Annotated in this window: 24 protein-coding genes and 1 pseudogene; 9 read left to right on the top strand and 16 right to left on the bottom strand. The window is 69.3% G+C overall.

Annotation, left to right across the window (positions count from 1 at the left end; all coding sequences use genetic code 11):
* The 5 genes from ACQEVO_RS12735 to ACQEVO_RS12715 all read right to left on the bottom strand — a co-directional run bounded on the left by ACQEVO_RS12735 (position 1) and on the right by ACQEVO_RS12715 (position 5,708).
* Positions 1–1,035, bottom strand: a complete 1,035-nt coding sequence (locus ACQEVO_RS12735; protein ID WP_432912514.1) for an AAA family ATPase — start codon at positions 1,033–1,035, stop codon at positions 1–3.
* 1 nt (position 1,036) lies between these two features.
* Positions 1,037–2,962: a S1 family peptidase gene (locus tag ACQEVO_RS12730; protein ID WP_432912511.1), complete on the bottom strand. Its 1,926-nt coding sequence runs from the start codon at positions 2,960–2,962 to the stop codon at positions 1,037–1,039.
* Between the two features lie 19 nt (positions 2,963–2,981).
* The gene (locus ACQEVO_RS12725; protein WP_432912509.1) at positions 2,982–3,308 is read right to left on the bottom strand and encodes a CU044_2847 family protein; all 327 of its coding nucleotides are present in this window, start codon (positions 3,306–3,308) and stop codon (positions 2,982–2,984) included.
* A 218-nt stretch (positions 3,309–3,526) separates the two neighbouring features.
* The gene (locus ACQEVO_RS12720; RefSeq protein WP_432912507.1) at positions 3,527–4,606 is read right to left on the bottom strand and encodes a saccharopine dehydrogenase family protein; all 1,080 of its coding nucleotides are present in this window, start codon (positions 4,604–4,606) and stop codon (positions 3,527–3,529) included.
* A 112-nt stretch (positions 4,607–4,718) separates the two neighbouring features.
* Positions 4,719–5,708, bottom strand: coding sequence for an alpha/beta hydrolase family esterase (locus tag ACQEVO_RS12715; protein WP_432912505.1), 990 nt, complete (start codon positions 5,706–5,708; stop codon positions 4,719–4,721).
* Positions 5,709–6,057: 349 nt separating this feature from the next.
* Here ACQEVO_RS12715 and ACQEVO_RS12710 point away from each other — a divergent pair, with 349 nt between their 5' ends.
* Entirely contained in the window at positions 6,058–6,921 is an 864-nt protein-coding gene (locus tag ACQEVO_RS12710; RefSeq protein ID WP_432922640.1) for a DUF5995 family protein, read from the top strand.
* A 63-nt stretch (positions 6,922–6,984) separates the two neighbouring features.
* On the opposite strand, the gene mug is transcribed toward ACQEVO_RS12710, so the two are convergent.
* Positions 6,985–7,569, bottom strand: coding sequence for a G/U mismatch-specific DNA glycosylase (gene mug / locus ACQEVO_RS12705; RefSeq protein WP_432912503.1), 585 nt, complete (start codon positions 7,567–7,569; stop codon positions 6,985–6,987).
* Between the two features lie 231 nt (positions 7,570–7,800).
* Positions 7,801–8,793: a LysR substrate-binding domain-containing protein gene (locus tag ACQEVO_RS12700; protein WP_432912500.1), complete on the bottom strand. Its 993-nt coding sequence runs from the start codon at positions 8,791–8,793 to the stop codon at positions 7,801–7,803.
* Between the two features lie 199 nt (positions 8,794–8,992).
* Here ACQEVO_RS12700 and ACQEVO_RS12695 point away from each other — a divergent pair, with 199 nt between their 5' ends.
* From ACQEVO_RS12695 to ACQEVO_RS12675, 5 genes are all read left to right on the top strand, one after another.
* Positions 8,993–10,261, top strand: a complete 1,269-nt coding sequence (locus ACQEVO_RS12695; RefSeq protein WP_432922637.1) for a Glu/Leu/Phe/Val dehydrogenase dimerization domain-containing protein — start codon at positions 8,993–8,995, stop codon at positions 10,259–10,261.
* Between the two features lie 177 nt (positions 10,262–10,438).
* Positions 10,439–11,536, top strand: a complete 1,098-nt coding sequence (locus ACQEVO_RS12690; protein ID WP_432912498.1) for a WD40/YVTN/BNR-like repeat-containing protein — start codon at positions 10,439–10,441, stop codon at positions 11,534–11,536.
* A 4-nt stretch (positions 11,537–11,540) separates the two neighbouring features.
* Positions 11,541–11,813, top strand: a complete 273-nt coding sequence (locus ACQEVO_RS12685) for a MoaD/ThiS family protein (RefSeq protein WP_432912496.1) — start codon at positions 11,541–11,543, stop codon at positions 11,811–11,813.
* Between the two features lie 134 nt (positions 11,814–11,947).
* On the top strand, positions 11,948–13,078 hold the full coding sequence (ald, locus tag ACQEVO_RS12680; RefSeq protein WP_432912494.1) for an alanine dehydrogenase: 1,131 nt from the start codon (positions 11,948–11,950) through the stop codon (positions 13,076–13,078).
* 121 nt (positions 13,079–13,199) lie between these two features.
* On the top strand, positions 13,200–14,168 hold the full coding sequence (locus ACQEVO_RS12675; RefSeq protein WP_432922634.1) for an NAD(P)H-dependent flavin oxidoreductase: 969 nt from the start codon (positions 13,200–13,202) through the stop codon (positions 14,166–14,168).
* Between the two features lie 19 nt (positions 14,169–14,187).
* On the opposite strand, the gene ACQEVO_RS12670 is transcribed toward ACQEVO_RS12675, so the two are convergent.
* The 7 genes from ACQEVO_RS12670 to ACQEVO_RS12640 form a co-directional block, all read right to left on the bottom strand.
* Entirely contained in the window at positions 14,188–14,682 is a 495-nt protein-coding gene (locus ACQEVO_RS12670; RefSeq protein ID WP_432912492.1) for a VOC family protein, read from the bottom strand.
* Between the two features lie 51 nt (positions 14,683–14,733).
* Positions 14,734–15,369: a hypothetical protein gene (locus tag ACQEVO_RS12665; protein WP_432912490.1), complete on the bottom strand. Its 636-nt coding sequence runs from the start codon at positions 15,367–15,369 to the stop codon at positions 14,734–14,736.
* A gap of 115 nt (positions 15,370–15,484) precedes the next feature.
* The gene (locus ACQEVO_RS12660; RefSeq protein ID WP_432912488.1) at positions 15,485–15,847 is read right to left on the bottom strand and encodes a cupin domain-containing protein; all 363 of its coding nucleotides are present in this window, start codon (positions 15,845–15,847) and stop codon (positions 15,485–15,487) included.
* A gap of 155 nt (positions 15,848–16,002) precedes the next feature.
* On the bottom strand, positions 16,003–17,271 hold the full coding sequence (locus ACQEVO_RS12655; RefSeq protein ID WP_432912485.1) for an FAD-dependent oxidoreductase: 1,269 nt from the start codon (positions 17,269–17,271) through the stop codon (positions 16,003–16,005).
* A 13-nt stretch (positions 17,272–17,284) separates the two neighbouring features.
* On the bottom strand, positions 17,285–17,911 hold the full coding sequence (locus ACQEVO_RS12650; protein ID WP_432912483.1) for a maleylpyruvate isomerase family mycothiol-dependent enzyme: 627 nt from the start codon (positions 17,909–17,911) through the stop codon (positions 17,285–17,287).
* Complete coding sequence (locus ACQEVO_RS12645) at positions 17,908–18,738, bottom strand: fumarylacetoacetate hydrolase family protein (RefSeq protein WP_432912481.1); 831 nt, start codon at positions 18,736–18,738, stop codon at positions 17,908–17,910. Before ACQEVO_RS12645 ends, ACQEVO_RS12650 begins: the two co-directional genes overlap by 4 nt.
* Positions 18,735–19,892 (bottom strand): cupin domain-containing protein, encoded by a 1,158-nt coding sequence (locus tag ACQEVO_RS12640; RefSeq protein WP_432912479.1) that lies wholly within the window; start codon positions 19,890–19,892, stop codon positions 18,735–18,737. The genes ACQEVO_RS12645 and ACQEVO_RS12640 overlap by 4 nt, the downstream gene beginning before the upstream one ends.
* A gap of 63 nt (positions 19,893–19,955) precedes the next feature.
* Here ACQEVO_RS12640 and ACQEVO_RS12635 point away from each other — a divergent pair, with 63 nt between their 5' ends.
* Positions 19,956–20,732, top strand: a complete 777-nt coding sequence (locus ACQEVO_RS12635; RefSeq protein WP_432912476.1) for an IclR family transcriptional regulator — start codon at positions 19,956–19,958, stop codon at positions 20,730–20,732.
* A gap of 14 nt (positions 20,733–20,746) precedes the next feature.
* Here the strand turns inward: ACQEVO_RS12635 and ACQEVO_RS12630 are convergent, their stop codons facing one another.
* Entirely contained in the window at positions 20,747–21,577 is an 831-nt protein-coding gene (locus ACQEVO_RS12630; protein ID WP_432912474.1) for a Mut7-C RNAse domain-containing protein, read from the bottom strand.
* Positions 21,578–21,845: 268 nt separating this feature from the next.
* On the opposite strand from ACQEVO_RS12630, the pseudogene ACQEVO_RS12625 reads away from it, so the two are divergent.
* A pseudogene (locus tag ACQEVO_RS12625) lies at positions 21,846–22,786 on the top strand (sulfatase-like hydrolase/transferase); the annotation flags it as partial.
* 452 nt (positions 22,787–23,238) lie between these two features.
* The gene (locus ACQEVO_RS12620; protein WP_432912472.1) at positions 23,239–24,060 is read left to right on the top strand and encodes an SDR family oxidoreductase; all 822 of its coding nucleotides are present in this window, start codon (positions 23,239–23,241) and stop codon (positions 24,058–24,060) included.
* 16 nt (positions 24,061–24,076) lie between these two features.
* Here ACQEVO_RS12620 and ACQEVO_RS12615 read toward each other — a convergent pair whose 3' ends face one another.
* On the bottom strand, positions 24,077–24,943 hold the full coding sequence (locus ACQEVO_RS12615; RefSeq protein WP_432912470.1) for an LLM class F420-dependent oxidoreductase: 867 nt from the start codon (positions 24,941–24,943) through the stop codon (positions 24,077–24,079).
* Positions 24,944–25,075 lie beyond the last annotated feature (132 nt).

Here is a 25,075-nt window from a genome sequence, read left to right as displayed (position 1 = left end):
TCAGCCTCCGGAGTCCGTGGGTTGCATCAGCCGCTCGGCCAGGCGTTGCCGGTCCAGCCGGTCCGCGCCGTCCACCCGCCCGGCCTGGGTCAGCACGTGCAGCGCGATCAGCAACCGGTCGGTCGGCAGCGTCCCGAGTTCACTGCGCCGACGTACGAAATTGTCGATTATATCGCTGTATTCGTCTACCGCGGCACTTCCCAGGTGTGCGGCGACCACCCGTTCCAATTGCGCGCGTTCGGGTTTCTCCAGCCGCAGGTGCAGACAACGGCGCAGGAACGCGGGCGGGAACTCGCGCTCGCCGTTACTGGTCATGATGATCACCGGGAAGGCATTGCATTGCACGAAACCCGCACGGACAGGGACCCGTTCGCGGCCCTCGTGGGTGAAGACCTCCACCTCCGGCCGATGGGCGCGGATCCGGCGCAGTTCGTCGATCTGGTATTCGCCGTTCTCGAAGACGTGCAGCAGATCGTTGGGCAGATCGATATCGGCCTTGTCGATTTCATCGATCAGCAGGACCCGCGGCCGCCGGTAGGGCAGCAGCGCCGTGCCGAGCGGGCCGAGCGTGATGTAGTCGGCCAGATCGGCCGCCCCGTTCGCCTCGGACCGGTTGCCGGGCAGCTGGGCCTCTTCGAACCGGCGCAGCGCGTCGTAGTGGTACAGGCCGTCGCGCAGGGTGCTGCGGCTGGTGATCGGCCAGTGCAGTACCGGCCCCAATCCGAGCTCACGGGCGATCAGGTAGGCCAGCGACGATTTACCCAGCCCCGGTGCGCCGGTCGCGAGCAACGGTCGCCGGCACAGCAGCGCCGCGTTGATCACATCGAGATCGTCGGAACGCAGCTGATGGGCGCCGATCCCGTTGCGGCCGAGTTTCCGGTCCATCTGGGCGGGCTGATCGGGCTGCGGTTGCGGAGGTGGAACCAGGGGCTGCCCGGTGAACGTGCGCGAGATCATCGGTGGCGGCACGGCGTCCCAGCCGTCCGGGCGCGGTTCCCCCGACCCGTGGAACACATGCCACGTCGGCGCGGTCATATCAACTCCCTCGTTGCCCCGGCCCGGCGAGCGGAGGACATAGTTTGCTTTCCCCGGGTCTGTCGATGATGCAGACGATCTTGCGCCAGAATTCGTCCCGGTCCCCGGAACCTGCGTGTTGTAGCTGTTCACGCCAGATCGCAGCGTACCAATCCAGCGGTGAGCGGCGGCCGATCCGGGCGGTCATGTCCGCCCGGAAAGCCGTTCCGTCGCATACCGGGCCGCCGTCGGGATGCTCCGCGCAGCCGTCGGTATGCCAGAGGGTCACGGGCAGCGCGTTCGAACCGGCTGCGGTGAGCACCGCGGTGGTCGGTGGCTGGGATACGCCTATCCCGGCGGGCGCGTCCTCGGTGACGAACAATTGTTGCAGTGCGGCCAGATCCCGGGCCCGTGCGTCGGCACAGCCGAACCAGGCCAGATCGTCGGAGTCGCTGTCGCGCAGCCGCTCCCAGCGCCGGTCGAGATCGGCCAACTGCTCGGGAGTCTTCTCCCAGGTGCTGCTGCGCCGTAGCCACATCATGAACTTGCTGAACGGGCGCTCCTGCGAGCGGCGCCATTCGTAGAGTGGCTCATCGGTCAGGTACTCGTCGGGCAGGGCGATGACGAGCTCGACGGCGTGCGGCGGTTTCGCGATTTCGCCGAGCGCGTTGTCGAGAGCCTGTTTTAGTACCTGTTTGGCCTGGTCGTAACTATCGCACCGGTCCGAGGGCCCCGGTGTGATGATTTCCCGCCCGTTTCTCGTCGCCACTTCGTAGCGGTGCGGAACCGGCGAATCAGGGGTCAGCCGCGGACCCTCGTCCGGCACGATGATGCCGAACAGGGTGGTCGTCTCGGCCGATTCCCGGGGGGCGGACATGGGCGTCCGTTCGAGTTCCCGGCGAGTGGAATGCTCCTTCTTCTCGAATTCCAGGTATTCCCACGGCAGAAGAATTTTCTTGGGGAGGTCGTCGAGCCCCTGTGCCACATCGGGCGGAACCGGGAAATAGCCCGGAGCGAGGCGGCAGAACCGGGACAGCTCCATCTTCCAGTTCTGGCTCTCGGTCCCGATGTATTCCACCAGGTCCCGCGGCGTGAGCAGGCGGTCCTTACCCGGGTCGAGCAACGAGTCCCGGAACAGTTCGCCCGCGAGCTCCCGCAGGGCTTCCCGGAGCGATTCCCGGTCGGCTGCGAACGGAATTCGCGCCAGCCAGCCGTGTGTTTCCACCATCCGCCGGCGGGTCAGGCCCGCGTTCTCGTCGACGTGCTTCGCGGCCAGCCGGTCGACCCATGCCTGCTCGTCCCGGTGGTACGCGTCGTGCGCGGTGACGATTTCGGCATAGAGTTGCGCGCCCCGCAGGCGCAGGCATTCCAGCAGGCAGGAGATTCCGCCGCCCTGCGTGGTGCTGACGTTCTCGCTCGCCTTGAACAATCCGACCACGCCGCCGTAACGCACCGACCACACCGGTGCACCGGACATACCGGGGACCACCGGCCGGGAGCCGTCGGCGGTGAAGAACAGCGGTGGCTGCCTGTCCCGGAACCGGTATCCGTGGTGGACCTCGAGAAACCGTTCGTCGGGCCGGCTGGCGTTGAGCGCGCAGACGAGGAGTTCGTCGCCGTATCTCAGCACCGGCTCGGCCATGAGGACGCACGGTGCCGCGACACCGTCGTGCGGATCGAGCCGCAGCACGGCGAGATCGTCGAAACCCCAGGCCGATCCCTGCGTCTGCTGCGGTGAGGCGGCCACCACGGCGGCACCGCAGGTGCTGCCGTCGCCGAAGGCGAGTCGTAGTCGGGGCCCGGCCGGAACCGCCACATGTGCCGCCGTCACCGCGTAGTGCGGTGTGATACGGAAGGCGGTGCCGATCGGCGCGGCATCGTGCCGATCGGCCGACACCGTGGCGGTCGCGGCCTTCAGCAGATCCTCGATATCGGCGTGTACCGGCACGGCAGCGTTACCCCCTCGGCTATCGGTCGGTGGAGGTGGCGGCCGTGCCCCAGTCGAGCTTCACCTTCAGCGAGGCCTTCGCCCCACCCGAGGCCAGCACCGCGACGACCTTGCCGGCGTCGAGCGAGAGTTCCAGGCCGAATTCCACCGAGACCGTATCCGGTTTCAGCCCCCGCACACTGCCGTGCACCGCGGCGGCGACGCTGCTGATCGTCGGCCCGAGGCTGTCGAGTTTGAAGCGATCCCGCAGCCCGACGTCCACACCGGTGGAGGTGGTGGCCTCGTCGTCGACCCGGGCGTAGATGACCACCCCGTCCGGCATTTCCACGCGCTCGATATGCGTCATGGCTACCCCCGCTCCCTGTTTCGCCGCAGAACCCTACAGTAAACGCCGGATATACCGCACGTTCGCCGAACGTGCGGATCGCGCGCAGGATCCACTGCCCTCTTCCATCCGGAGCATTCGCACCCTAACACCGAAACATACTGAGCGGCAATCATTCTGCGGTAAGGAACAGGTTTCGGCCGCCGGTCCGCTCGGCCCGGATGCCGTGCCGGCAGGGACTATCGGCGCAGACCGGCTTCGGCCGCACCGGCGGTGAGGGCGTCGAGGCCGAAGGCTTCGACGGGGCCGAGCGCGCCGGTGTCGCGGAGGCCGCCGTCGAGCGCGGTCCGCGCGCCCCACGCGAGGATCGCCGCGGTGAAATCGTAGGGGTCGCCCAGCGACAGTGTCACCGACGCCGAGACGCGGCCGGTGGCGTCCGAAACCTCGGCGACAGCCCATGATTTCGTGCGGGCACGCGACGCGGGGCTCGGGCCACCGGTCGAGCCCTTGACCAGCCGGGTCAGCGCCGACTCGGCCAGCTGCCGCACCGGCCGGACGCGCCCCGCCACACCGGCGGCCAGGGAGGCGGCCTGCAGGCCGCGTGCCGCCGGCCCGGGCAGGCCGAGATAGACGTTCGCGTCACGCAACCCCGGATACGAGCGGACGAGGGCCAGATGTTCCGAACCGGGCACCGAAGCGCCCGTGAGGGCCCGGCCCGCGACCTCGAACGTGCGGATCCGGGCGGCCGTCCGTTCCCCGGCGACCCGTCCGCCACGAAGAGCGAAACCCTCCTCGAACACCATGCCCGCCATGGACGCCCGGGTGCCGCCGCTGGTGCCGGGGCCGTCGACGAAGTAGCCGATCTCCGCGCGGACGGAATCCGGCGCCTCGGCCAGGGCGAGACCGGCCGCCAGATTGCCGGGCACGTAGTCGAATCCGAACGCGGTGAGCAAGGCGACGCCCGCGCCTCGTGCCTCGGCATCGTGGTCGAACACCGTGCGGATGAACGGGCCTTCCCCGGTGGAGTCGAAGTAGTGCGCACCGGCCGCGAGGGCCGCCGCCAGCGCGGGATTGCCGTACCGCAGGAACGGCCCCACCGTCGTCACCAGGACATCGCCGCGGCCCAGCAGCGCGCGGATCGAACCGGGGTCGCCGATATCGGCCACCGCGGTCTCCGCGCCACCGAGTCCGGCGGCCAGTTCGTCGAGCGCGGCGGTGTTACGGGCGGCGAGTACGGGCGCGGCGCCGTGGCCGATCAGGGCCTCGGCGATCAGGCGGCCGGTGTACCCGGTGGCCCCGAACAGCACGATTTTCGGCATGGCTGGTACTTCCGTTCGTCGGTCGGCGTGACGACATCGTTGTCGCAGCCGACCCTACGTCGTGCGGGGAGTACACAGCGCGTTGCCCGGCCGGGTGACCGCACCCCGGGGTTTATTCGGGTAGCGGGTGGGCTTCGAAGAAATCCCAGATCAGCCGGGTGGCGTCGATCGAGGTGGTGTTGGTGCCGACGAACAACTCCGGGAACGGGAACCCGGTGCTGCCGGGCCAGACATGGCCGCCGCCTTGGATGGAATACAACTCGACCTCCGCTCCCGCGGGGCACGGGTAGCTTTCGCGGACGACATCGGGTGCTGTCTGCTCCCGGTGGGCCGCGGTCTCGCAGCCGTTGCGCCGCGCCCATCCGGCGACGCTGTCCGGAACGCTCGCGGGGCCCGGCCCGTCGACCGCGGGGCCGTCACGTTCGGTGCCCACCGCGGATCCGGTGCCGTCGGGGGAGGGCAGCAGACGGGCGTTGGGCCCGGGACCGCCGGTGTAGGCGATGATCGGATCCGCGGTCCCGTGGAAAGCGATGACGGGCATCGGGCGGGAAGTGTTGCACCAGGCGAAATCCTGTACGCCCGCGACCGGTGCGATCGCGGCTACCCGGTCGGAGAGCTGGCAGGCCACCGAGGAGGTGGTGAACGCGCCCATCGACAGGCCGGCGACGAAGATGCGCCGGGTGTCCACGCACAGGGTCGAGCCGACGTGATCGATCAACCGGGCGATCCAGTCGATATCGGCGCTACCGGGCTGGAAATTCCAGCGCGGCAGGCCGGGTTCGTCGATCTGCGGTGTGACGGTGAGGAAACCGTGGGTGGCGCCGTAGCCGACGAACCCGGTGGAGGCGCGGGCAATGGCCGCGGGTTCGATGTAGCCGTGCAGATCGAGCACCACCGGCAGGGGGCCGGGCGCGGCGGGCGGGACATCCTGGATGTAGGTGCCGGATCGTCCGGTCGTCGCGAAATGCTCCACGGTGCTGCCCGGCGCGGTGGGTGCCGCAGTGCATCCCGGTGAGGGTGCGGCGGGCACGCCGCCGGCGTTCGCGGTACCGGCGAACAGGCCGGCCGGTGTGAGTGCGGCGAAGACCGCGGCTGCGATCACCAGTGCTCGAACGGATCTGCCCCGCCGGGTTCGACCGGGCCGGGTTGCGCACCCCCGAGGGGCGGGAACGATATTCCCCTTCATGAAATCAACCCTCTCACAGGGGCGGGCCCTGGTGACCCCGTTCGGTCGAAGTGACGGGCCGGGTACGCCGCGAACACTGTTCATGCCGTTCGTACCGGTTTCGCCGAGGCGCGCGTCGCGCCCGAGCCCGGGCCGCCGCCGACATTAGGCTGACCGCGCGTTGGGACCGCTGCCGAACCGAACCGAACGAAGGCGAGAAGTCATGCGCGTCGAGGCCGAGCCGGTCCCACACCGGCGCCCGCGGATCCGCTGCTTCCGGCCCCTGATGACACTGCTGCTGGCAAGCGCGGGATTGGTGGCGCTCATCGCCCCGGCCGCCGCGACCACCCGGCTGGACCAGGCGTGCGGAACGCCGCTGTCCGCCGGTGCCGTGCACGATATCGCGCGGCTCTCCGATACCGCGACGCTGACCGGAGATTCACTGCAGCGCCTCGAACAGGCGGTGGAACAGCACCGCCGGATCACCGAGATCCTGGTGCGGCACCGCGATCGGCGCGGCCTGTTCGCCCTCGGCCTCGACGCGGTCGAGCGGTCCGCCGTCATGCCGCTGCAACGGAATCCGGGCGCGTTCGACGATCCCGAGTTCGCACACCGGATCAGTCTCGATCTGCTGGAGCGGTTCCTGCGCAATCTCCACGCCGAATTCACCGGCGGCGTCGCCGAACCGCAGTGGGCGCACTACTTCGCGCTGACCCGCGATTGCGGGCAGTCACCGGCCCGGGTGGCGATGGCGGGCTACAACGCCCATCTCACCGTCGACCTGGCCTATGCGGTGGCCGCCGTAGGCGCCACACCGGCCGACGCGCCCGACCACTTCCGGATCGTGGATGCCATCGCGACCCAGGGCCCACTCATCGTGGCGGAGACGAAGAACGTCTACGGTGCCGATCTCGGCCCGCTGTGGCGGTTCTACTTCCTGGGTGAAGGGCTCGACGCCGTATTCGGTGCCGGGGTGGGCTCCGGTGCCCTGTTGCGGTTGGCCGACGCGGGGGCGAATGTGGTGATCTTCGGCAACGGCCTGGCGTTGCAGGATCCGGCGCTCGCCCCCGCCGCGCGGGCCGAGATCGACGCGCTGTGGCGCAGCGCCGATGCCGCATTCGTCGTACTGTCCGCCAACGGCGGGCTCTGAGATCTGGCTCCGCTTCCACGTCGGCAAGGCGATGTGGCTGTCGGTTCCGGCTACCGGAACGGTTCAGCGGGCGTGCGGTCCCTCGTCTGCCCGCTCCGCCGCCCCGCGCAGGGTACGGAACTCGGTCGCCAGTGCGTCGAGCGTGTAATGGGCGTTGAGGCCGCTCGGGTTCGGCAGGACCCAGACCCGGGTGTCGCCGATCGTTTCGGACTGCGGCCCGACCCCTGTCCGCGGGCGGCCGAACGCGGTGCGATAGGCACCCAGTCCGAGGACGGCGAGGATACGCGGGCGATACCGGAGCACCCGGGCGGTCAGCGCGTCGCCGCCGGCGCGGAATTCCTGGGCGGTCAGCTCCGCCGCCTTCGCGGTGGTACGCGGCACGACGTTCGTAATCCCCAGGCCCAGTTCGAGTAGCTCGTCCTGTTCGTCGGGACGGAACAGCCGCGGCGTGAACCCCGACCGGAACAGTGCCGGCCAGAACCGGTTCCCGGGCCGCGCGAAATGGTGGCCGGTCGCGCCCGACCACAGCCCGGGATTGATACCGCAGAACAACACCCGGAGGTCCGGCGCCAAGACGTCCGGAATGGTCTTCCCCTCGGCGGCGGCCAGGTCGGCCGGGGTGGGTCGGAACGCAGCGGGTCGGGCCATCCGTCCAGTCTGCCAACTCCCGGGCCGCCGGACGCACGCCGGGGATAGCGCGTATCGGTGCCGGTACCAGGCGGCTTCCGGGCAGAGCCCGCAGGGCGGATTTCGCGCGACCCGGCCAACCGGGACCGCGACCGGCGCCCGAGGCGATGACGACCTCCCGATCCGCGCAGCGCGGCCGATCCCCTTTTATTCCACGTCACGGGCCCGGTGCGGCAGGTGACCGACGCCGCGTCAGCCCAATTCGAGACTGCTGCCGTTCACGTCGGGTGGTGCCGGCGCGGGCGGCTCGGTCGCGGCCGGGGCCGGCAGCGCGGCGTCGGCGCCCACGCCTTTCTCCGCGGCGGCGGTGCGGATCGCGTCCACCACCAGCAGCAGCGCGGCTCGCCGCGCCGAATTGGTGCGGTAGGCCAAGGACACTGTTCTGGTGAGGATGTCCCCGAGCGCGATGATGTCCACACCGGGCGGTCGCAGGGCCAGGCCCAGGTCCGACACCAGTGTCACTCCCAGCCCGGCCGCGACCATCGCCATCGCGGTCGCCTGCTCCTCGACCTCGTGATCGATCCGCGGCACGACCCCTGCGGCTTGGAACGCCAGCCGCGCCGCCTGCCCGAAATGCGAGCGGGCCGGCGCGAGGATCCACGGATGCTCGCTCAGCTCCGCGAGCGTCACACTGGCCGCCGGCACCGCCCCCGACGGGACCGCGGCATGGATCCGTTCGACCGCGATCACCGCGCGCTGCAGGCCACCGTCCCAGGTCATCGGGTAATTGGAATAGTCGAGGACGAAGGACAGATCCAGGGCGCCGTCGCGTACCGCGGCGGCGGTCGCCTCCGGGGCGAGTTCGCGCGTCCGCACCGTGATCCCCGGGTGGGTCCGGGCCAGCGCGGTGAGTGCGTCGGGCATAAGACCGGAGGCCACCGACGCCCACACACCGGCCGTGAGCGTCGCCGTCACCGATTCGCCGGCATCCTCGAGGGCCTGGGTCGCGCGTTCGACCGAGGCCAGGATCTCCTCCGCGTGCTCGGCGAGCAGCACGCCGAGATCGGTGAGCTGCACCCGGCGGCCACGCCGTTCGAACAATCGGGTCCCGACATCGCGCTCGAGCTGCGCGAGCTGCTGCGACACCGCCGACGCCGTGTAGTGCAGGGCGGATGCGGCCGCCGTGACCGTGCCGCGTCGATGCAGCTCGCGCAGCATGCGCAGGCGAGGGATCGACAAGTCCATACAACGAGCCTAAGCGTTGTGCAGCAACGGTGAACACCGCCGTGAACCAACCGTAAATAGACGGGCGAGCAGGTACGCCCGCACAGTTAGGGGATCGGGCACACGTCGTGGCCGGGGGACGAAGAAGTCCGGACGGAACATACGCGCGCCGGGCTGCCGCATGTGGTGGCAACGGCCGAGTACGAAGAGGAGGTGGTTCATCGTGACGGCGATCGACAACCCTATGGGAAGTACCCCGCACGTGACCGCGCAAACCCTTCCGGACATTTCCGTGGCGCCGGCCGTCGCGGCACCGGTGGCACGCCGGACCGAACCGTATATGCGCCTGCAGTGGACGGATTCGCTGACGGGCGCGATCGGCTACCTGGTCGTGCACACCCTGCGCGCGGGCCTGGCCACCGGCGGGACCCGGATGCGGGCCGGTTGCACCCTGCGAGAGGTCGAGGATCTGGCCCGCGGGATGGCCGATAAGACCGCCACCTTCGACCTGCCGGTAGGCGGGGCCAAGGGTGGTATCGATTTCGACCCCAAGGATCCGCGCGCCGTCGGGGTGCTGGAGCGGTTCTGCGAGGCCATGCGCCCGTGGCTCGACGCGCACTGGGTGACGGCGGAGGACCTGGGTGTTCCGCAGCATCTGATCGATGAGGTCTTCGAGAAGCTCGGCCTGGGGCAGAGTTACCACGCCGCGATCCGGCGCGCCGCCGACCCGGACGCCACTTTGGAGCGGGTCCGCGACGGGCTGAACGCGGCGGTCGACGGCGGATTCCTGCTGGGCGATGTGATCGGCGGCTACGGGGTAGCGCATGCCTGCCTCGCCGCCGCGGTCTGGCGGGGCCGGGCGCCCGCCGAGACCACCGTCGCGATCCAGGGCATCGGCACCATGGGCGGCGCCGCGGCCTACTACCTGCACGAAGCCGGTATGAAGGTCACCACGGTCGCCGATGCCGCCGGCGCCCTGTACTGCGCGGACGGGCTGGACATCCCGGCCCTGCTGGAGCTGCGCGACGGTTTCGGCGAGGTCGACCGCACCCGGCTGCCCGCCGGTGTCGAAGAGCTGCCGCGCACCGCGGTGCTCTCCGCCGAGGTGGATATCCTCGTCCCGGCGGCGATCTCCTACGCGATCACCCCGGACAACTCGTTCGATATCCGGGCCCGCGTCATCGTGGAGGCCGCGAACGCCGCGACCACCCCGGAGGCGGAGGCCATGCTGGCCGCCCGCGGTGTCCCGGTGCTCCCGGATTTCGTCGCGAACGCCGGGGCCGTGGCCTGGGCCTGGTGGCTGCTGCTCGGCGAGGTCGACGACAAGCCGGAGAACTCGTTCGACCGGCTGCGTACCACCATGCACAGCAAGGTCGCGCAGTTGCTGGCCGCATGGGCTGAAGAGGGGATCACGCCGCGGGAGGCGGGTCACCGCCTGGCCGACGAACCTGCGCCGGTCGCCGCGTCCGGTCCGGTCGTCATCCCCTGAGCGCAGGCGTCCGCCGCGGTTCGCGGTCGTACCGGGCGTCGTGCGATCACCTCGCGGGGTGACCACGGCCCGGTGCGGATCGCGGCACGCGTCGCTGCCCTGTTCTGCCGGAACCTGTCGGTCCCGCGGAGTACGCTCACACCCGCCCGGGTGGCGGTGACGACAGGGAGGTACGTGGTGGACGTACTGCTCGGAATCGGAACGCGTAAGGGGTTGTTCCTGGCGCGCAGCAAGGACGGCCGGTCGAACTGGGAGGTCGGTGAGCCCCAGTTCGCCGTGGCCGATGTGAAAGCTCTGGCGATCGATACCCGGCGCGCGACGCCGCGCCTGCTCGCGGGCGTGCTGGACAGTCATTTCGGGCCGACCATGGTGTCCAGTGACGACCTCGGCACAACGTGGAGCGAGCCCGACGATGCCCCCCTCGCCTTCCCCGAGGACACCGGCGCGGCCCTGCAGGGGGTCTGGCAGATCGCGCCCGCCACCGCGGCGGAACCCGAGGTGGTGTACGCGGGCGCCGAACCCGCGGCGCTGTTCCGCTCCACCGACGGCGGCCGCAGGTTCGAGCTGGTCCGCGGCCTGTGGGAGCATCCGCACCGGCCCGAGTGGATGCCCGGCGGTGGTGGGCTGGCATTGCATACGATCCTGCCCCACCCGGACGATACGCAGCGGATGGCGGTCGCCATCTCGACCGGTGGGGTCTATCAGAGCGCCGACGGCGGCGCGTCGTGGCAGCCCACCAACAAGGGCGTCACCGCCGATTTCATGCCCGGCGAACTGCCGGAGTGGGGGCAGTGCGTGCACAAGGTCGCCGTAGACGCCGAGACGCCGAGCACCCTGTACCTGCAGAACCACGGCGGAGTGTTCCGCAGCACCGACGACGGCCGCAGCTGGCAGTCGATCGACGGCGGATTACCGCCCGCCAATTTCGGTTTCCCGATCGTCGCGCATCCGCGGCGCCCGGGTGTCGTCTACACCTTCCCGCTGGACGCGGAGATGGAGCGTTTCCGTTTTCCGCCGGACGCCCGGTGCGCGGTGTACCGCAGCGAAGACGGTGGCGACACCTGGACGGCGCTGACCGACGGGCTCCCGGAGCAGCCGTTCTGGGCGGCCGTTATGCGCGACGCGATGTGCGCGGACAACGCCGACCCGGCGGGTATCTACTTCGGTACCCGCAACGGCGAGGTCTACTGCAGCGCCGACGAAGGCGACCACTGGCAGCTCGTCGCGGACAAACTGCCGGACGTGCTGTGCGTACGCGCCGCGGTCGTCGGATAGCGCCGTGGCCCGGGTCCATCTGCCGTCCATGTTGCGCACCTACGTCGACGGCGAGAAGGAAATCGATATCGGCGGGGCGACCCTGCGCACCGTGCTGGACGCCGTCCGCGAGCGGTCGCCGGGGCTGGAACGCCGGTTGCGCGACGAAAGCGGTGAATTGCGCCGCTACGTGAACTTCTATGTCGGCGACGACGAATGCCGCACGCTCGCGGGACAGGACACGCCGGTCGGCGCCGATACCGAGATCATGATCATCCCATCGGTCGCCGGCGGGTGATCGTCGCGGGCTCGGCTGATCGTGTGACATCGCGGCGGAACGCCGGCGACCGTCGCGTGCGCGAATGACCCGGCCGACCAGCGTACCGGAGCTGTACTCAGAAGTCCCGCAGACGTGTTCGCGTAGGAGGTGCCATGCGTATCGGCGTGCCCAAGGAGCTCAAGGATCACGAGTACCGAGTCGCGATCACGCCGATCGGCGTTCACGAACTGACCGCCCAAGGTCATCTGGTCGATATCGAGAAAGGCGCCGGAGTCGGTTCCTCTATCGCCGACGCCGAGTACGCCGCTGCCGGCGCGCAGATCGTCGACCGTGCCGAGGACGTCTGGGGTGCGGCCGATCTCGTGCTCAAAGTGAAGGAACCGATCGCGTCGGAATATCCGCTGCTGCGGGCGAACCTGGTGCTCTTCACCTACCTGCACCTCGCCGCCGACCGGCCGCTCACCGATGCGCTGCTCGACCGCCGGGTCACCGGTATCGCCTATGAGACCGTCCAGCTGCCGTCGGGCGTCCTGCCGCTGCTGTATCCGATGTCGGAGGTCGCCGGCTGCCTGGCTCCGCAGGTCGGCGCTTACTCGCTGCTGAAAGCGCGGGGCGGGCGCGGGGTGCTGATGGGCGGGGTCGGGGGTGTGGCCAATTCCCGGGTGGTCATCCTCGGCGCCGGGGTCGCCGGGCAGAACGCGGCCAATATCGCCCTGGGTATGGGTGCCGACGTGACCCTGCTCGACACCGACCTCGACAAGCTGCGGATGTCGTTCTGGCGCTACCACAATCGGGTGCACGGGCTGGCCTCCTCGCGGCTGGCCGTCGAACAGCAGGTCGAGGCGGCGGATCTGGTGATCGGCGCGGTGCTCGTTCCGGGCGCCTCGGCCCCCAAGCTCGTCGGCAACGATCTCGTCGCGCGGATGAAACCCGGCTCCGTGCTGGTCGATATCGCCATCGACCAAGGTGGTTGTTTCGAGGATTCCCGGCCGACCACACATTCCGAACCCACCTTCCCAGTGCATAATTCGACCTTCTACTGTGTGGCGAATATGCCCGGCGCGGTGCCGAACACCTCGACCTACGCCCTCACCAACGCGACGTTGCCCTATACGGTCGCGCTCGCGAACAAGGGGTGGCGCCGGGCGCTCGCCGAGGACCCGGTACTCGCCAAAGGTCTCAACACCCATGCGGGTGCGATCACGAATGCCCCGGTGGCCGAGGCCCATCAGCTGACCTCGGTCGCCCTCACCGAGGTTCTCGATCGCCGGGACGGGAGCTAGCCGGATATGCCCGCGCGAGTCTTCCGGCGCGATGGCTGTCCGCGCGCGCCGGGTAGGGTCGCGGCGGCAACCGGATCCGGCGGCTTCGCTGCCGGTGTACAGCTGAGCGAGGTGGACTATGGTGCTGTCGACTCCCTGGTCACGGGATATGGGGTTGCGGGCGCCGATAGTGAACGCCCCCATGGGTGGGGTGGCGGGTGGACGGCTCGCGGCCGCGGTGACCGCCGCCGGCGGTCTCGGGATGATCGGTATGGGCAGCGCGGGTACGGTCGCGGCGTTGACCGGTGAGCTGGAACTGCTCGGCGAAGTCTCCGGGCCGTTCGGAATCGGCTTGGTCGACTGGGTGCTGGCGCGGGAATCCGGTTTGCTCGATACCGCGCTCGCCGCGCGGCCGGCCCTGATCTCGATCGGCTTCACCGATGACTTCGACTGGGTGAACCGGTTGCACCGGCACGGAGTCGCGGCGGCGACCCAGGTCTACGACGCCGAACAGGCGCGCCGCGCCGCGGATGCCGGGGTGGATGTGCTCGTCGCCAGGGGCGCCGAGGGCGGCGGCCACGGGGAGCCACTGCTGGGCACCCTGCCGCTGCTGGATGCCGTGCTGGACGCGGTCGACGTACCGGTCCTCGCCGCGGGCGGAATCTCCACCGGCCGGAGCCTGGCCGCCGTACTGGCCGCCGGTGCGGCGGGAGCCTGGATGGGCACCCGGCTGTCGATATGTGCCGAGGCACTGACACCGCCCGGCGCACGTGCGGCCCTGGCCCGCGCGACGGCAACCGATACCGTGGCCACGCGCGTTTTCGATATCGCCCAGAACCTGACCTGGCCGGCGCGGTTCCCGTCCCGCGTATTGCGCAACGACTTCACGCGGCAGTGGGCGGGGCGCGAGGCGGATCTGGCCCGTACACCCGCGGCTCATGAGTCGGTGGCAGCCGCGATGGCGGCGGACGACCCTGATATCGCACCCGTCGACGCGGGCCAAGGCGTGGGGGTGCTGGTGGAGAGTGCTCCGGCGCGGGCGATCATCGATGACCTCTGTGCGACAGCGCAGCGTTGCCTGCGCGGGGTCGGCACGAACCGAGGTCGGTGATCCGCCTGCCGGAAGCGGCTCAGGTGGCCGAACCCGCGGCCGCCCCGGTCGCCAGGTCAGGACCCCACCGGTCCAGCGCGGTGTCGAGATCGAGGGGATGGGTGCCGACGTCGCCGGCGGGCCAGTCCGGCCGGGGCACCCGCCACAGCACCTCGAATTCGTTCCCGTCCGGGTCCTTCGCGTAGAAGGATTTGGACACACCGTGGTCCGAGGCGCCGACCAGGGCGTTCCGGGACTTCAGCCGCTCCCCGGCCGCGACGAGCTCGCCCAGGGTGCCCACTTCCCAGGCCAGGTGGTACAGGCCGACCTGCCCGCGGTGCGGGCCCGGCGCGTCGTCACCCAGTGCGAACAGGCCCAGGTCGTGGTCGTTATCGCTGCCGGCCGCCCGCAGGAAGGCCGCGCGGCCGGGATAGAGGTGTGCGACCTCGAAGTGCAGGGTGGCGGTGTAGAAGTCGACCGCGCGGCCGACGTCGCGGATATAGAGGACAGCGTGGTTCAGCCGGCGAACAGCCATGACGTGACCTCCTGGGCTTCCGGGTACGCATCGACGGTACCCGGCGCGCGATCAGCAGGTCACCTGCACATCGGCGGCGGAATCGAACGAGACGTGGACGTGGTCGTAGTGATTCTGCGTGGGGCTGCCGCGATCCTCCATGTACGACCAGCCGTTGCCGTCGTTGTACCGCTGCTGCCAGATCACGTAGGACACCCCGAAGCGTTCCTTGTTGGCCAGGACGAACTCGGCGATCGCGTCGCCCTGGGCCGGATCGGCGGTCATGAAATCGAGCGCGAGACCCGCCCCGTGTTCGCCGTCGTACCGGCCGAGGGCGCCGCCGATATCGCCGACCCCGAACGTTTTACCGATGAGGTGCCCGACCTGCGCCACATGTGGCTGTGTCCCGGCGAGTTCGGTGGAGCAGGGGATCGGTGGCGGTGCGAACCGTTTGAGATATCTGGGCGGTTCGGGCGGGTTGTCGATCGCGGCGGCGACGGGCAGCGCCTGCTGCGCCGCGGGCGGGTCCTGCTGGGCCTTGTCCATGCCCGCGGGTACGGCGGAATCGGCCGCCGCGGCGGCCGGTTGGGTGTTCGGTGCGGGGCGGGAAGTGACCGTCAGGACGATGGCCGCCGTCGCCGCGATCGCACTCCCGGCCAGGGGAGCGAGCCGCGGGGCTCGGGCCGGTTTGCGGTGTAGACCAGGCATAATGGTGACCACTCGTAACGCTCGGAGACAAGATCACCGTTAGATTACGAAATGGTCGCCGCAAAGTCACGACGCTGGCGCACTTGGGCCAGTTCACCGCGTGGCTGGGCCGGTTTCACCGCTTGGCGTAGTCGGCGGCCCCCTGCCAGTCGATCATCACGCAGGGCTCGTCGCCGACGGTCCAGGCGTCGTGTCCGGGCGGGACGATCATGAAATCGCCGGGCCCGTATTCCTGCTTCTCGCCGTCGTCCATGACCACCGTCAGGTGCCCCGAGACGCAGTAACCCATATGGGGCGCCTGGCAGCTGTCGGTTCCGGCGATGGGTTTGACATGTTCCGACCATTTCCAGCCGGGTTCGAAAACCGCTCGGCCCACCGGGCCGGTGTCGAGCTCTACGAGATCGAGCTTGCCCTTACCCGCTTCGAAGGTGCGGGTTTCCTCGGGCGAATCGAAATTCTTGCGTACCAAACCGGACATGACGGTTCTCCTCGGTACTGCGATCCCCGCCCACCTGCGGTGCGCCTCACCGGCCCACCTGAACACCATGATCTGGATCACACTCTACTTCGGTGAGTGAGCGGGCGGCAAGGCGGCCGGAGAATGCTGCCGGAGCCGGCCGCCTTGGTTCCGGCCTACCGGTAAACCGGATCGAGGGACGTGCCGGCCGGCCGGTCCGCCGAGGCCAGGGGGATGGGCTCGAACATCGCCGGTTCGTCCTCGGGGAACAATGCCGTCGGGCCGTAGATCCAGTCGGTGAACGAATAGTCGTGCACGTCCCGTGCGCGCAGCAGCACGTTGCGCTGCCGGCGCGGCACGCCGTCGAGATGCCACAACTCGCCCCATGTCCGAGCCGTCAGGACCACCCGGCGGCAGTGTTCCGGCCGGACCGCCTCGTACGCCGCGAGCGCACCCGGCCAATCGATCACACCGTCCGCACCGCGCAGCCGCCGCGCATGTTCGGCGAGCACCCACCCGTCCTCGATCGCCATGATCGCGCCCTGTGCCATGTACTGCAGCGGCGGATGCGCTGCGTCGCCGAGCAGGGCGATCCGGCCGTCGACCCAGGTGTCGATCGGGTCGCGGTCGTACATCCGCCACCATTTGTCCCGCCACATATGCGGCAGCCGCTCCCGGACGAATGCGCAGGTCGCGGTGAACGCGGCGTCGAGTTCGTCCGGTGTGCCCCACTCGTCGAGCCCGGCACGTGCTGCGGGGGATTCGAAAACGGCGACCTGGTTCAGCAGATCGCCGCCGCGCAGTCCGTAGTGGACGAAATGGCAGCGTGGGCCGACGTAGACGACCACCTCGGACAGATCGACCGGCCCGTTCACCTCCGTCATCGGCACCGTGCCGCGGTAGGCGACGTAGGCCGAGGACACCGGTTCGTCGTCGGCGAAGAGTTTCCGGGCGACGGAGTGCAGGCCGTCCGCCGCGATCACCACGCTCGCCTCGTGCGCCGCGCCGGTATCCGTTGTCGCGGTGGCCTTGTCCCCGGCCTGCGTATACGAGGTGACCCGTTGTTCGGTCAGGAGTTCGACACCGGATTCCCGGCACGCCTCGAGAAACAGGGAATGCAGATCGCTGCGGTGGATGACCATGTACGGGAAGCCGTACCGCCGCTCGAGGTCGCGCAGGTCGAGTGCGGTGAGATCACTCCCGTCGACCGCGTCGCGCATCACCATCCGGTCGGGCACGACCCCGCGGGCCTTCGCCTCGGTGAGCAAGCCGTAGTCGTCGAGGATGCGCGTGCAGTTCGGTGCGAGCTGAATACCCGCGCCGACCTCACCGAACTCCTTGGACCGCTCCAGGACCCGCACGCGCAGCCCGAGCCGCGACAGTGCGAAAGCGGTACTCAGACCGCCGATTCCGCCGCCGACGACAACGACGTCCGGGGTACTCATTCTGCAGCCCTCCTCAGAGCCAGGGGCCGAGGTCGGCGACCTCGGCGAGAGAGTGGGGACGCCCGGCGAGGTAGGCGGCGACTTCCGGAAGCGGCCCGCCGGGTACTTCGCCGAGACCGCGTTTGCCCTGGATATCGGCAACGAGTGCGGCGAGGAAATCATCGGGGAGATCCGCGAAGGTGGTGCCCGTGCCGAGGTCGACGGCATGGACACACACCTCGCGCGCCCGCAACCACGGGATCTCCGTGGCCGGGACGGTCCGGCCCTGGGCGGTGACGATGTCGGTACGCCACTGCTCGCCGGTCAGGGCGTCCATGGCGACACCCAGCTTCCGAACCGACGCGTTCAGCCAATCCGTGAGATCGGTCGCGGAACGCTTCGCGCCGGCTTCGATATCGGCGGTGCGCTGCTGCGCCGAGGCGTACATGGGGGTGCGCTCACCGGTGCGGGCCCAATGCACCAGATTGCCGAGTGCGTCCGCGTTCGCGGCGACGTGCGCCACCAGGTGTTTGCGGGTCCAGCCGGGCAGGGCGCACGGTTGTGTCATGGTGTGTTCGTCGAGCCGCGCCACCTGTGCGGTGAACAGCGCCGTACCGTGCTCGACCCACTCGAGCGAATCCGCGTGTGTCCGTGCGCTCACGACGCCGGCACGACCTTGTTGCTGCATTCCCCGACACCCGAGATCCGCGTGACGACCGTTTCGCCGCCCACGAGGTACACCTTCGGGTCGCGCGCGTGACCGACCCCGGCCGGAGTCCCGGTGGCGATCAGGTCGCCCGGGTTGAGCCGGACGACGGTCGAGACGTACTGCACGAGATGAACGGGATCGAACAGCAGCGTGCCGGTGTTGTCGTGCTGCATCACGGCACCGTCGATCAGCGTCTCGACCTCGAGTGCCGGGCGGACACCGCCGACCTCGTCGGGCGTCACGACATACGGGCCGACCGGGGTCGAGGAGTCCCAGATCTTGCCCTGCGTCCACTCGATGGTCCGGAACTGCCAGTCCCGCATCGACACATCGTTCATCACGGTGAAGCCCGCGATGGCGTCGGCGGCCTGGGCCTCGGTCGCGCGGCGGACCGGTTTACCGATGACCACCACCAGCTCGACCTCCCAGTCGAGCGCCTCGGTTTCGCCGGGCTTCACGATCGGGTCGTTCGCGCCGATCAGGCTGTCGGCGAACTTCGGGAAAAGTGTGGGGTAGCTGGGCAGTTCGCGGCCCATCTCCTTGATGTGGTCGGTGTAGTTGTGGCCGACGCAGATCACCTTCGACGGGTTCGGCACCACCGGGGCGAAATCGGCGCCCTCGGCCGGCCGGGTCGCGCCGGTGGCGTCGGCGGCGATCGTGGCCCACTCGTCCTGTGCGAACAGCGCGCCGAGATCGGGATAGCCGAGATCGACGAGGGTGTCACCGTCGAGACGGACCGCGCGGGTGCCGCCGTCGACGCGGAGGGTGGCGAGTTTCATCGGGTGATCTCCTGACGGTTGAGCTGCAATGCCTCGAATACGGGGGCGTCCGAGAAGCGGAAGAGGTCGAGCGCGCCGGAATCGGAATCGGTGGCCCCGGCTTCCGATTTGGCGGTGAAGGGCGCCCACGACGGGACGACGAACAGGTCGCCGCGGGTCACCGACCAGGTTGTGTCGCCCACGGTCACCGTGCCGGAACCGTCGAACACCTGGTACACCGACGACCCGGTTTCGCGGACCGGGGCGGTTTCCGCGCCGCGCGCGATCCGGTGGAACTCGGCGCGAATGGTCGGCAGAACGTCGGCCCCGTTGTGCGGGTTCGCGAACCGCACCGCCGCATGCCCGGGTTCGACGGTGCCGCCGTACCCTTCCTGCTCCAGCAACAGCTGATCGTTGAGCGCGGCATCGGTGTGCTCCCACTTGTAGGCCAGCAGCGGCGATCCCGGCGCCACCGCACCCACCGACAGCGGCCGCAGACCCGGATGCCCCCACAGCCGCTCCGACCGCGACCGCTGCGGCGTGATCCGCTCGACCGCGCCGATCTCCGCCCGTCCGAACTGGAAGAACTGCGATTCCACGACGTACTGGAACGGGATGTCCAGCCCGTCGATCCAGGCCATCGGCTCCGCGGTCGCATTGTGGTGCGCATGCCAGTTCCAGCCCGCCTGCGGCAGGAAATCGCCGCGGCGCATCGGCACGGCATCACCCGCTGCTGCGTCCCCGGTGCCGCCGACCACGGTCCAGACACCCGAACCCTCGACCACGAACCGGAAGGCGTGCTGGGTGTGGCGGTGCTCCGGGGCGTCCTCACCGGGCATCAGGTACTGGATCGCCGCCCACAGCGTCGGCGTCGCGAACGGCCGGCCGCCGAGCGATGGGTTCGCCAGGGCGATCGCCCGGCGTTCGCCGCCGCGGCCGACGGGCACGATATCGCCGGCTTTCGCGGCCAGACGGAGCAGGTTCTCCCACCGCCACACGTGCGGCACCGCCCGCGAGCGCGGATGCGCGGGCATGAGATCGCCGATCTCGGTCCACAGCGGAACCAGCAGCTCCTGCTCGAAACCGCGGTACAGCTCCTCGAGCGCCGGAGTCACCTCCGGCTGATTCGGCGCGGCGACCGCTTGTAAGCGGACGGGAGTGTCAGTCGTGCTCATATCGCCTACAGTGGCGCATGCCGAGTAGGCAGAACACCAAATTCTGGAGAGCAGAACCAGCGGATGGGTAACACGGAACCGAAGAACCCGCCGGCGTATGTCGTCACCAGCGCCGATCACGCCCTGCGCGCAGCGGTGATGCTGCAACTCGAGGGCGGGTTGACGGTCAGCCAGGTGGCAGAGCGGCTGGGGGTGGCGCGGTCGACGGCGCATCGCCTGCTGCAGACCTTGGTGTACCGGGACTTCGCGGTACAGGACGAGCAGCGCAAGTACTACCCGGGCCCGGTACTCGAACTGGCCACCCATTCCCAATCGCGTACTTCGCGGCTGCGCGCCGCCGCGCTACCGCATCTGCACCGGCTGATCGACCTGGTGGGGGAGTCGGCGAACCTGACGATCCGGACAGGGGACACCACGCGATTCATCGCCAGCGTGGAATGCCGGCAGGCGCTGCGCGTGGGCTCGCGCGAGGGGATGGTGTTTCCCGCGCATCGCACGACCGCGGGCCTGGTGCTGCTCGCCGACCTCGAACCGGACGAGGTGACCGAACTCTACGACGAGCGGCGGTTCGCCGAGCGCGCGGACGAACGGCCGGACCTACCGAGCCTGCGCGCCCAGCTCGGCCGCGTCCGCCGCGCCGGGTTCGCGCTCAACAACGGACTGTCCGAGCGCGGAGTGGTCGCTGTCGGGGTTCCGGTGCGCGACGCGGCCGGTGTGGCGGTGGCGGGCCTGTCGGTGTCGATGCCGTCGATCCGCTACGACCGCAACAAGCTGGCCGCCCTGGTCGCCACCCTGCACCGCACCGCCGGTGCGATCGAAGCGGATCCCGGCAGCGAGTGAGCCCCGTCGGGCGGTCAGTCGCGGAGGCGGTCCGGCGGCGGGGCGTCCGGAGTGCGCTGTGCGGGTCGCCGGGTCGCCGACACGATCCGGGCGACGAGCTCGTCGAGGCGGTCGCGGTGGGTCCCGGCCCAGTAGACCCGGTCGCAGCCGGTGCACCGGCGGAAGGCGTCGTGATGGCGCCGGATATGTGGCGGAAGCCGGTCGGCGACCTCGGCCTTGTCCACGTCTTCGAGGGCGGCGCCGCAGCGCAGGCAGCGGGTGAGCGGGGCCAGGCAGCCGGACAGGTCGAGCCGGTCGATCACCTCCACGACCTGATCGACCGGGTGCTCGGCGCGCACGAAAAGTCCGTGCGTGACGATGCGGCGAGCGAGCAGGCCGCGGTCCCTGGTGAGCAGGATCCGGTGGTCGTCCACGGAGATCTCCGCGAGTCGTGCGTCGCCGGCCGCGAACTCACAGCGCACATCCAGGCCCATCAACCGCAGCAGCCGAGCGGCGCCACCGAGATTGACGTCGACGAGTAGCCGCGGTTCCCGGAGCGGATGCGGCCGTACCCGGGTCAGTGCCGTGATATCCAGACTTTCGAACACGGGATAGACGGCGAGCCGGTCGCCGGGACGGGGCCGGTGGCCGAAGCCGACGGATTCGCCGTTCACCAGCAGGAGGTCGACCTCGGTATGCGGGATACCGGCCGCCTCCACCACATCCTTCACGGTCTGATGGGACCGCACCGGCCGCCGCAGTACCGCGAACCGCGAGCGTGGGGGCAAGAAATCGTTCAGTTCCGCGTAGACGCGGAGTTCCAGACTGTCCTGCCCGGTGGCGATCTCGTCGGTGTGCGTGTTCACGATGAACTCCGTGCCGGTACCGGCTCCACTCGTAGATACTGCGCAATTTCGGAGTTTACCGGTCCGGCCGCGCCCCGGAGACAGCGGTGAGCGCACGAGGCCGTCGACTACGGCACGGCCCACCACGGGAACACGCCTGTGCCCGAGGGCGGGGAAGGCATCGTGGGCCGAGTGCGCTGGCCAACGCCCCGAACAACTGGGGTGACGACATCGGAATCACCAACTTGAGTTGCTACAGCGACGGTCTGATGGGCTATCGCACCCCGCCGACCGGTTCCCCCGGCTGCACGAATTCGCGCTGCCCCGCGGTGTACTCCGGTGCAAGGCGACCCCCGAGGTCTCCACCGAACCCGACGATCCGAGGTTCGGGCCGGTCGGTAAGCAGAGCATTGTGGACACCGGTCCGCTGAATGCGAAGCGGATGGAGACCATCGACGACGATATCGCCGATGCCACAGTCGATTACATCAAGCGGCAGCACGCGGAGGGGAATCCGTTCTTCGTCTGGTGCAATTTCACCCATATGCACCTCTACACCCATGTGAAGCCCGAGAGCCGCGGCCAGGCCGGGCTGTGGCAGTCGTCCTACCACGACGCCATGATCGACCACGACAACAATGTCGGCACCGTGCTCGATGTGCTCGACGAACTCGGTATCGCCGAGGACACCATCGTCATCTACTCCACCGATAACGGCCCGCACCGCAACACCTGGCCGGACGGGGTATGACCCCGTTCCGCAGTGAGAAGGACACCAACTGGGAGGGTGCGTTCCGGGTCCCGGAAATGATCCGCTGGCCGGGGAAGATCGCGGCCGGCTCGGTGTCCAACGACATCATCCAGCACCACGATTGGTTACCGACGCTGCTGGCCGCGGCGGGCGAACCGGATATCGTCGAAAAACTGAAGAAGGGTCACTTCGCCGGTGCCGACGGCAAGACCGAGTACAAGGTGCATATCGACGGTTTCAACCTGCTGCCGTATCTCACCGGCGAAGTCGAGACGAGCCCGCGACGCGGTTTCTTCTACTTCTCCGACGACGGCGACCTGATCGCCATGCGGTTCGAGAACTGGAAGGCGGTCTTCCTCGAGCAACGGTGCCCGGGCACCCTGCAGGTGTGGGCCGAACCGTTCGTCCATCTGCGGCTGCCCAAGCTCTACAACCTGCGCACGGATCCGTTCGAATTCGCCGATATCACCTCGAACACAAGTACCACCCGGGCGCGGACGCTGCAGATTCCCTTCCCGAGTAGTACCTTGGCCACTTCGTGTTTGCGGAGGTCCAGCTCGGCGCGTTTTTTCAGCGACAGCTTCTCTTCCCCACGGGCAGTGCGGATATCGACGGCGGCGGCAGACGGTGGGATATGGCCAGGGCTGCGCGGGGATGATGCCGGCCGTTCGTCGGTCACTGTGATTCCGTGATCTGTCACCAGTTCCGCGAGGCCACCCGCGTAGCCTTGGCCGACTGCGATCGGGCGGCAGGCATTTCCGATCTGCCCGGGTCGCGATATCGGCGGCCCGGTTCGCCAAAACTCCCTGAGCCCTCTGCGGTGAGCGCATCGCTCCGATATCCCACCCTGTACCGCGACCGGATCCGTGCCGCTCGGTGTGGCCGAACCGTGGGTTGCGACTATCCGCTGCGGATGGTCCGATGAGCGGCGATGAATTCCGCACCTGACCTTTCCGGACGCGTCGCCCTCGTCACGGGTGTGAGTCGTCGCGGCGGTATCGGCTACGCCGTCGCCCGCCGTCTCGCCGCCCGCGGCGCTCACCTGTTCCTCACCCACTGGGTTCCGCACGACGACACGCAACCCTGGGGTGCCGATGACCTCGAGGCCGTGCGGGCAGGCTTGTCCGCCGCACCCCGCCTCGCCGACCTGAGTATCGATTTCGCCGACCCCGCCGCCGGGCAGCAGGCCGTCGACACCGCGGTCGCGGAATACGGGCACGTCGACATCCTGGTCGCCAATCACGCGCGCAGCGGTGGAGACGGCACCCTGTTCGAGATCGACGCCGCCACCCTCGACGGGCACTGGGCGGTGGACGCCCGCTCGGTGCTGCTGCTCACCCAGGCGTTCGCGAAACAGTACCGGCCCGAACGCGACGAGATCACCGACCGGGGCCGGGTGATCTGGCTGACCTCCGGCCAGCACCTGGGCCCGATGCGCGGCGAAATCGCCTACGGCGCGGCCAAATCGGTCCTGGCCGGGATGACCGCCACGGTCGCGGCGGAACTGATCGAACGCGGCATCGTCCTGAACACCGTCAACCCGGGCCCGGTCGACACCGGTTTCCTCGACCCCCGCAGCACCGATCTGGATCAGGACTTCGTCGACGCGGTCCACGCCGCCTTCCCCCGCGGCCGCGCCGGCACCCCCGATGATCCGGCGCGGCTCATCGAATGGCTGGTCTCCGACGACGGCCGCTGGGTGGTGGGTCAGGTGATCGATTCCGAAGGCGGATTCCGCCGCTCCCGGTTCTGACCCGCCACCGCCGCCGTCAGAGGTCGGCGAGTCGCGGCACGACCGGGGCCACGCTGTCGATCCAGGCCGCCGGCGACCCACCCGGCGGCATCACGATCGCGGTATGCACCCCGAGGTCGGCGTAACCGGCCATTTGCCGCACGAAATCGTCGAGCGCGGCCGGGTCGGGGCTGCCCGCCAGTACGGTCTTGCGGATCCGCTCGTAATCGGTGCCCACATCGTCGCAGTGGCGGCGCAGCACATCGAGTTTGTGTGCGACCTCGTCGGTGCTCGAGGCGAACAGGTTGCAGGCGTCGCCGTAGCGGGCCACCAGCCGCAGGGTGCGTTTCTCCCCGCCACCGCCGATCAGCACCTTCGGCCGATGTAGCGGCTGCGGCGCGCACAGGGTCTCGGCGAGCTGGTAGTACTTGCCGTCGAACGGCCCGTTGTTGTCCGGGTCCCACATCTGCGCGCAGATCCGCAGCGTCTCCTCCAGCCGGTCGAACCGCTCGGGTACCGGCGGATACGGCACCCCCAGCCCATGGTGTTCGCGTTCGAACCACGCCGCGCCGATACCCAGCGCCGCCCGCCCCCCGGACAGGACGTCCAAGGTCGTGACGGTTTTGGCGAGCAGCCCCGGATGCCGATAGGTCACTCCGGTGACCAGCAGCCCCAGCTCGATTTCGGAGGTGTGCGCGGCCATGAACCCGAGACTGGTGTAGCCCTCCAGCATGTTCGCTTCCGCGGGCAACCCCGTGGGTTCGATCTGGAAGAAATGGTCCATGAACGACAACCAGGTCGCGCCCGCCAGTTCGGCCGCCGCGCCCACGCGCGCCAGCTCCCCGGCTATCGCGGGTGTGCCGCCGTCGATCTCGAAGATCGGTACGTGTATGCCGAGTTCCATACGTCATCCCCTTGTGATGGTCGGTGATCGGTCGCTCACACGCTACGACCTGGAGAGCGCTCCAGGTCAAGACGAACCCGGAGTGTCCCGAACCGAAGGCGGCCGGCTCCGGCCCTTCAGCGGCCGATCGGT

The sequence above is a fragment of the Nocardia sp. CA-290969 genome (genome assembly GCF_050936135.1).
Lineage (GTDB): Bacteria > Actinomycetota > Actinomycetes > Mycobacteriales > Mycobacteriaceae > Nocardia.
Note: the sequence above shows the minus strand (reverse complement) of the source record. Positions and strands in the feature narration are given on the sequence as shown.